Source organism: Vibrio sp. V01_P9A10T6, assembly GCF_963877065.1.
GTDB classification, from domain to species: Bacteria; Pseudomonadota; Gammaproteobacteria; order Enterobacterales; family Vibrionaceae; genus Vibrio; species Vibrio anguillarum.
Genome location: NZ_CAWNTB010000045.1, coordinates 1 through 7,478, shown reverse-complemented (window position 1 = coordinate 7,478; position 7,478 = coordinate 1). Strand labels below are relative to the sequence as shown.

At 45.4% G+C, this 7,478-nt stretch carries 5 protein-coding genes, 1 pseudogene, 1 riboswitch and 1 other annotated feature; all 6 genes and pseudogenes read right to left on the bottom strand.

Annotation, left to right across the window (positions count from 1 at the left end; translation table 11 throughout):
* Nucleotides 1-614 (bottom strand): imidazole glycerol phosphate synthase subunit HisH (gene hisH / locus AACQ21_RS02885; RefSeq protein ID WP_105977367.1); only part of this gene is annotated, 614 nt, incomplete at its 3' end.
* Nucleotides 614-1,687, bottom strand: a complete 1,074-nt coding sequence (gene hisB, locus AACQ21_RS02880) for a bifunctional histidinol-phosphatase/imidazoleglycerol-phosphate dehydratase HisB (protein WP_105977366.1) — start codon at nucleotides 1,685-1,687, stop codon at nucleotides 614-616. The genes hisB and hisH, both read right to left, overlap by 1 nt.
* Nucleotides 1,688-1,767: 80 nt before the next feature.
* Entirely contained in the window at nucleotides 1,768-2,808 is a 1,041-nt protein-coding gene (hisC, locus tag AACQ21_RS02875) for a histidinol-phosphate transaminase (RefSeq protein WP_105977365.1), read from the bottom strand.
* Nucleotides 2,808-4,107, bottom strand: a pseudogene (gene hisD / locus AACQ21_RS02870) (histidinol dehydrogenase). The gene hisC and the pseudogene hisD overlap by 1 nt, the downstream one beginning before the upstream one ends.
* Nucleotides 4,108-4,112: 5 nt before the next feature.
* A complete protein-coding gene (hisG, locus tag AACQ21_RS02865) occupies nucleotides 4,113-5,009 on the bottom strand; it encodes an ATP phosphoribosyltransferase (protein ID WP_026027608.1) in 897 nt (298 codons plus the stop codon).
* 53 nt (nucleotides 5,010-5,062) lie between these two features.
* Nucleotides 5,063-5,199 (bottom strand) — a sequence feature (His leader region).
* A gap of 193 nt (nucleotides 5,200-5,392) precedes the next feature.
* The gene (locus AACQ21_RS02860; RefSeq protein ID WP_094129382.1) at nucleotides 5,393-6,994 is read right to left on the bottom strand and encodes a Na+/H+ antiporter NhaC family protein; all 1,602 of its coding nucleotides are present in this window, start codon (nucleotides 6,992-6,994) and stop codon (nucleotides 5,393-5,395) included.
* Nucleotides 6,995-7,110: 116 nt separating this feature from the next.
* Nucleotides 7,111-7,294: riboswitch (Lysine riboswitch) on the bottom strand.
* Nucleotides 7,295-7,478 lie beyond the last annotated feature (184 nt).

The following is a 7,478-nucleotide window of genomic DNA, read 5'->3' as shown; positions in this document are numbered from 1 at the left end:
CGCTCTGGGTGAAATTGGACACCATAGTAATTACCGCTTTGCAACGCCGCGGTGAAAGGCTTGCCGTATTCACATTCGGCAATCGTGTATTCACCGACGGGCATGGCGTAGCTATGGACAAAATAGAAATATTCACCCTGCTCAATGCCTTTAAACAGAGGATGGCCTCTTTCGGCATTGACCGTGTTCCAACCCATATGTGGCAGTGGTAAATCGCCTGTATCCATCAGGCGAACCTCACCATCACATAAACCCAAGCATTCAACAATGTCATTAGCTTGATCGTTAGCTTGCTGTCCTTTTTCTTCTGACAGCTGACCTAACAGTTGCATGCCTAAGCAGATGCCGAGCAGTGGCTTTTCAACCTGTTTCACCAAGGTGATTAAATCGCGCTGTTGCAGATTTTTCATCGCCTCACTTGCCGTACCGACACCGGGTAAAAACAGCTTATCTGCCGTCAACACCACATCAGGATCTTTTGAAATAGTGACTGGGTAACCCAAGCGTTCGATGGCAAATTTCACGGAAGAAACATTAGCGCAGCCTGTATCAATGATGACGACCTTTTGCGGCTGGCTGCTGTGATCACTCATCGCTTCGCGGACTGACGACATTACAGTACTCCTTTGCTGCTAGGTAGTTCATTGCCTTCCACTTTAATGGCTTGGCGCAATGTGCGGCCAAAAGCCTTAAACAAACTTTCAATAATATGGTGATCATTCTCGCCACTGGATGAGAGATGTAGCGTACAGGCCAAAGTGTCGGTTAATGAACGGAAGAAGTGATATACCATTTCAGTGGAGAGATCGCCCACTTGATCACGTGTAAAGGTGGCCTCAAATTTCAGATAAGGGCGACCCGATAGATCGAGCGCGCATTGTGCTAAACACTCGTCCATCGGCAACGAAAAACCAAAACGACCAATGCCACGCTTATCGCCTAATGCCTCTTTTAAGGCTTGCCCGAGTGCTAATGCGGTATCTTCAATGGTGTGGTGATCATCAATGTGCAGATCACCATTGACACTCAACTTCAATTGAAAACCACCATGGGTTGCGATTTGGTCAAGCATGTGGTCAAAAAAACCTAACCCCGTTGTAATTTGATTACCACCCGTTTCATCCAAATTGACCGCAACTTTAATGTCGGTCTCTTTAGTGGTTCTTACCACTTCGGCGCTGCGCGCTTTCACGGTTAAGTCTTTAACTATTTCACGCCATCCCATACTTTTCGGATGATATTGAATACCACGGATCGCCATATTTTCAGCCAGTTGCAGGTCGGTCATTCGGTCGCCAATCACCACTGATTGCTGAAAATCGACTTTGCCTCCTTGCAGATACTCTTTAACCATCCCCAATTTGGGTTTGCGGCAAGAGCAATTATCTTTTTCAAAGTGCGGGCAAATCAGCACATCATCAAAGAGCACTCCTTGGGACTGAAAAATGTCCATCATCATCGCATGAGGGGCATCGAAATCCGCTTGAGGATAGCTATCCGTCCCCAGTCCATCTTGGTTGGTGACCATTACCAGCCGATAACCCGCAGCCTGCAAAGCCAGTAGGCTTGGGATCACATACGGCTCTAGTTTCAGTTTGTCTAAACGATCAACTTGGAAATCGACCGGAGGCTCAACAATTAAGGTGCCGTCACGATCAATAAAGAGAATTTTTTGCTGTTTGCTCACTGGAATATCCTTTTCTATTGGCCAGTAACGTCACTTAAACGACTGGCTCTTATTCATTTTGGGCTATTTATGGTGCTTGATTACTGATAATAATTGCGAATAAAAGCGAGTGTTTTTTCACACTCTTCGCGATTACCGATACTGATCCTCACGCAATTTTCAATCGGAGAATTGCGTAAAATAATGCCGTGATCCCAAGCGGCTTTAAACAGCGCATCACCATCGGGAAATTTCACTAATAGGTAGTTTCCCCACCCTTCAAACACAGTTAAATTGGGCACCATATACAGCCCTGCTTGTAAATAGGCACGGTTTGCATTGAGATCCAACACTTGGAATTTGGTACGAGCCAGCCCAGCTTCCGATAACGCTTGCACGGCAATGTCTGCTACCGGAATTGGCACGGGATAAGGTGCAATTACCTTCTGCAGCACATCAATCAGCTCTTTACTGGCCAAGGTAAAACCGCAGCGCAAACCTGCAAGCGCAAACGCTTTGGATAAGGTGCGTAAAATCGCCAGATTCGGGTATTGCGCTAATAAATCAACGGTTGAGGCTTCTGGACAGAAATCAATGTAGGCTTCATCCATCACCACAATAGCGCGGTCTTTAGTCATTTCCAGCAAAGCAATAATATCTTGGCGCTTAACCAAATTGCCGGTTGGATTATTAGGACTACAAACGAAGATCAACTTCACGCTGTCTAAATTGGCACGAATGGCTGACAGATCGAGCTGCCAATCCGCTGTTAATGGCACAACTTTACGCTCGACACCGAACGTTTCAGCGCTAATCGCGTACATACCATAAGTCGGCGGACAGTATAAAATAGCGTCTTGATTGGGCTCACAAAATGTGCGGATCAAAAGTTCAATCCCTTCATCAGCACCGCGTGAGGTCAACACCTGCTCTGGCTGTACCTTGGCATAAGCCGCATACGCATCGATCATAGCTTTGGGTTGGCAATCACTGTAACGGTTCAAACGTACAAAATCGGTTTTGTACTCATTATTGAATGGCGATTCGTTGGCATTGAGCCACACATCACCACTGCCGCCAATACGGCGAGCCGATAAGTAAGGTTTTAGTGCTTGAATTTGCTTACGAGCCAGTTTTTCCATTATTTTTTCGCCTTTTGCAATTTTTCGACGCGAATGGTGACCGCACGTTTGTGTGCATCCAATCCTTCAGCTTCTGCCATTGTGACCACGGTTGGCGCTAACCCTTGTAAGCCCTCTGCGCTGAGTTCTTGCACCGTCATGCGCTTACTAAAATCAGCTAAACCAAGGCTAGAATAAGTACGCGTGTAACCGTATGTTGGCAAAACGTGGTTGGTACCCGAAGCGTAGTCACCGGCTGATTCTGGTGACCACTCACCTAAGAAAATTGAGCCAGCGTTATCAAGTAACGGCAACAGCTCACGAGGGTTCCGCGTTTGCACAATTTTTGTGCTCAGGACCGTAGTAGTTCGAGATAGAAACCGCTTGGGTCAAAGACTCAGCGATGATAATCAAACTAGAAGCCAAGGCTTTTTCTGCAATGGCGGCGCGAGATAAGCTTTTTAGCTGCTTTTGCACTGCATCTGTTACTTGATCGGCAATCACCGCTGAAGGGGTCACTAACACAACTTGTGAATCAGGTCCGTGCTCAGCTTGGCTAAGCAGATCAGCCGCGATAAAATCGGCATCAGCCGTATCATCAGCAATCACCAACACTTCCGAAGGACCCGCTGGCATATCAATCGCTGCACCGCGAAAATCATTACTCACTTGACGTTTTGCTTCTGTCACGTAGGCATTACCAGGGCCGAAGATTTTGTCTACTTTAGCAACGGATTTAGTCCCATAAGCCATTGCTGCAATCGCTTGACCACCACCAATGTTGTACACCTCATCAATGTTACACAGCTTGGCCACGTAGAGGATTTCGTCCGCAATCGGTGGCGGTGAGCAGAGCACCACTTTACGACACCCTGCAATTTGTGCAGGAACACCCAACATTAATACAGTAGAAGGTAAAGGCGCACTGCCTCCGGGAATGTACAAACCCACCGTATTAATTGGACGCGTGACTTGTTCACACACCACTCCCGGCTGCGTTTCCACTTTGATCGGTTGCAGCTTTTGTGCTTTATGGAACTTAGTAATGTTCTCATAAGCTTGTTGAAGTGCTTGTTTCATCTTGTCAGAAAGACGTTCGCACGCCGCATCAATCTCACCACTTGAAACGCGAATTGAACCCGGTTTCACGCGGTCAAATTTTTCAGTTAACTCAATTAACGCTAGGTCACCTTGCGCTTTCACCCGCTCAATCACGGCGCTCACGGCAGCAGTGACATTGGCTCCTTCAGTAATGGCCGGGCGTTCTAAAATTGAATCTTGCTGAGTTTCACTCAACGATTGCCAAACGACAGTTCTCATCGCCGTTACTCCATCATTTTATCGATAGGTAAAACCAAAATAGAACTCGCCCCTAATGCTTTTAGGCGCTCCATGGTTTCCCAAAATAGGTTCTCGGTGCTGACCACATGTACTGCAACACGATTTTTCTCCGCCGATAAAGGCAGCACTGTTGGGTCTTCCGCTCCCGGAAGTAAGTCTTTAATCGCTTCTAATTGATCAACCGGGGCATGCAGCATGATGTATTTGGACTCTTTGGCTTGAATCACGCCTTGCATACGCGTCAATAAACGAGCAATCAATGCTTGCTTATCTTCACTGAATTCACCTTGACGCTGAATGAGTGTTGCTTTGGATTGGAAGATAACTTCAGCCTCTTTGAGGCCATTTGCTTCTAATGTTGCGCCGGTAGAAACAAGGTCAGCAATCGCATCAGCTAAGCCAGCTCGTGGCGCAACCTCAACAGAACCTGTGAGCACACAAGTGCTAAAATCAATGCCCTTTTCATCCATGTACGCTTTGAGTAACTGCGGATAAGTTGTGGCGATGCGTTTACCCGCCAAATCTTGAGGACCGTTGTATTGCTGATCTTTATTGATCGCGATAGATAAGCGGCAACCACCAAAATCAAGACGGCGCAGTGAAACAAACTCACTTTTCTTATTTTGCGACAAGCGTTCTAAACGCACCTCTTCGAGTTCATTCTCACCAATGAAACCGAGATCAACCACACCGTCCATCACCAGCCCGGGTATGTCGTCATCACGCACTAGCAGTAGGTCGATCGGCATATTGAGAGAGTGAACGACAAGACGCTCACCCATGATATTGAATTTCACGCCGCATTTTTTAAGTAAGTCTTGGCACTCTGAGCTCAAGCGGCCTTTCTTCTGGATGGCAATTCTTAGGCGTTGTGTTTGCATGACAATTTCCCTGTGCAATGTATTGAATGTATTTGGAATTGAGTTAAAGCAAAATGAAAAAACCCTCGGGAGATTTGCGTTCTCCCGAGGGTTTTAATCTAAATGCTTTGACTTAACCACCGGGAGTTTCCTGCCTCCCGGGTATGCGTACATCTCCCCGAAAGATTATTTAGGGTGATGGTGATGATGAATGTTCATTACAAAATTACGCATACTTATCAGCTCTTATTGGTTTGCTGTCTTGACTCCACACTAACCAAGCTGATGTTCTTTTTCAACTAAAAATTTTGCTTTTTTAAAATCTTTTTTCACCGTCGTGCACCAGTAATAAAAAAGGGAAACTTTCGTTTCCCTTTTATCAACTCTATTTAACCAAAATACGGCTACAACGTCTCGCAATGTGTCATTTTTGATTTCGCCATAGCGGCCATAATCATGCACACAATGATAAATGCAACAGAAGCACAAGCCAACGAGATCAGCACTGACGCTGTCATTCCTAAAACAACAAAACCGACACTCGAAACCAAGGCCGTAGCCAGTGCATACGGCAATTGTGTCGCAACGTGATCGATATGGTTACAACGCGCGCCTGTCGACGATAAAATGGTGGTGTCAGAAATAGGAGAACAGTGGTCACCAAAAACGGAACCAGCGAGCACCGCGCTCAGCATCGGGAGTATTAGAGCGATATCGGTCGCCGCGGCCATATCTCCAGCAATGGGCAACATGATGCCAAACGTTCCCCAAGAAGTGCCGGTTGAAAACGCCATCACGCCCGATAGTAAGAATAAGATGACCGGTAGCCAATGCGGATCAATATTACCTTGAACCAAAGATGACATGTACGCACCGGTTTTCATGTCCCCAATAACAGAGCCAATTGTCCAGGCAAAAATCAGGATCAAAATCGCACCAAACATCGATTTAGCACCGATCCACAATGTATTACGGATGTCATTCATTGGCAGCTTTTGCTTAAACACAGTAAACAGAGCCATCGCCAAGCCAACTAGCCCGCCATAAATCAATGAAGCGCCGACATTGGTGTTTTCAAACGCACCCAGTAGATCAAATGCTTTACCGTCTGCGGCTAAAGATTGACCACCCGTAAATAACATGGCTGAAACCGTTGCAATGATGAGTAATACGATAGGCAAAACCAGATCCAACACTTTGCCATGTTCGCTCTCTTTGATATCAAGCTCTTCATTTAACTCATGTGCGTCTTGGCTATCGTTTTCATTTGCGTCGTCGAATCCACGGCCTTGGGAGGCATTAATTTCATGCTGGCGCATTTGACCAATATCTAATTGGAACCACACCACCGCAAACACCATCAGTAATGCAAAAATGGCATAAAAATTCATTGGTACTAAACGCATGTACGCGCCCAATGCCGAATATTCGGTAATCCCGTGAGAAACGAGAATACCGCCAATAATCGTCATAATGTACGCGCCCCAGCTAGAAGCTGGCATCACAACGCACATTGGTGCTGCAGTTGAATCAAGGATATAGGCAAGTTTAGCGCGAGATACATAAAAGCGGTCAGTCACAGGACGAGAAATAGAACCTACGGCTAAACTGTTAAAATAATCATCAACGAAAATAAACACACCCAAAAATGCCGCCAGCAGTTTTGAGCCACGTTTACTTTTTACACGGACTTGTGCCCATTCGGCAAAAGCACGAGTACCGCCAGACAAAGTTAATAACGCGGTCATCATACCTAATAAAAGCAAAAACCCGACGATACTCATATTCCAAGTGTTAATGCCGCCATCAGCAACAAAGACGCTTGATACCTTAGTAGCAACATAACTGAATGCACTACCAAAAGAATAATCCGCGAGTAATACCGCGCCTAATACAATACCGACACCTAATGAAACAAGTACTCTGCGTGTAAGAACAGCCAAACTTAATGCTACCAGAGGCGGTAACAGCGACAGAGGAGATGATGCAAAATCGATTAAATTCATGATCTTCAAAAACCAGTAAGTAAATGGTTAGAGATCTACTGCAGACAAATTACGAGCTAAGATAACCACGTAATTCATGTTGAACTAAGCGAAAGGGAAGCGAACACTTCACCCAACCCTACAGTAGCGCTCCATAGTTTAAAAAAAGAATAGACTATGGCAGTGTTGTTCCTATTCGAATACAACCCCAGCAAGCTGCTTTAATGTGCATACTTACTTCGGCGATAAAACCTTTCACTTTTGTTCATTGGCATTACCCCAACAGAAGTTACTATTTTTTACCGCACCTCTACGTCAAAGAAAGTACAATAAATCACCGTTATTAAGTCATTTTAACAATGATAAATGTCTTACTTCGCTTTAGGTAAATGACATTGTACTTAACAACGAATGCATTGCAACCGATCATGTCATCAAAGTGCATCAATTATTGGTCACATTCATTAAGAAACATTGAGACTTCTTTCATAATGTGGTGCAATGA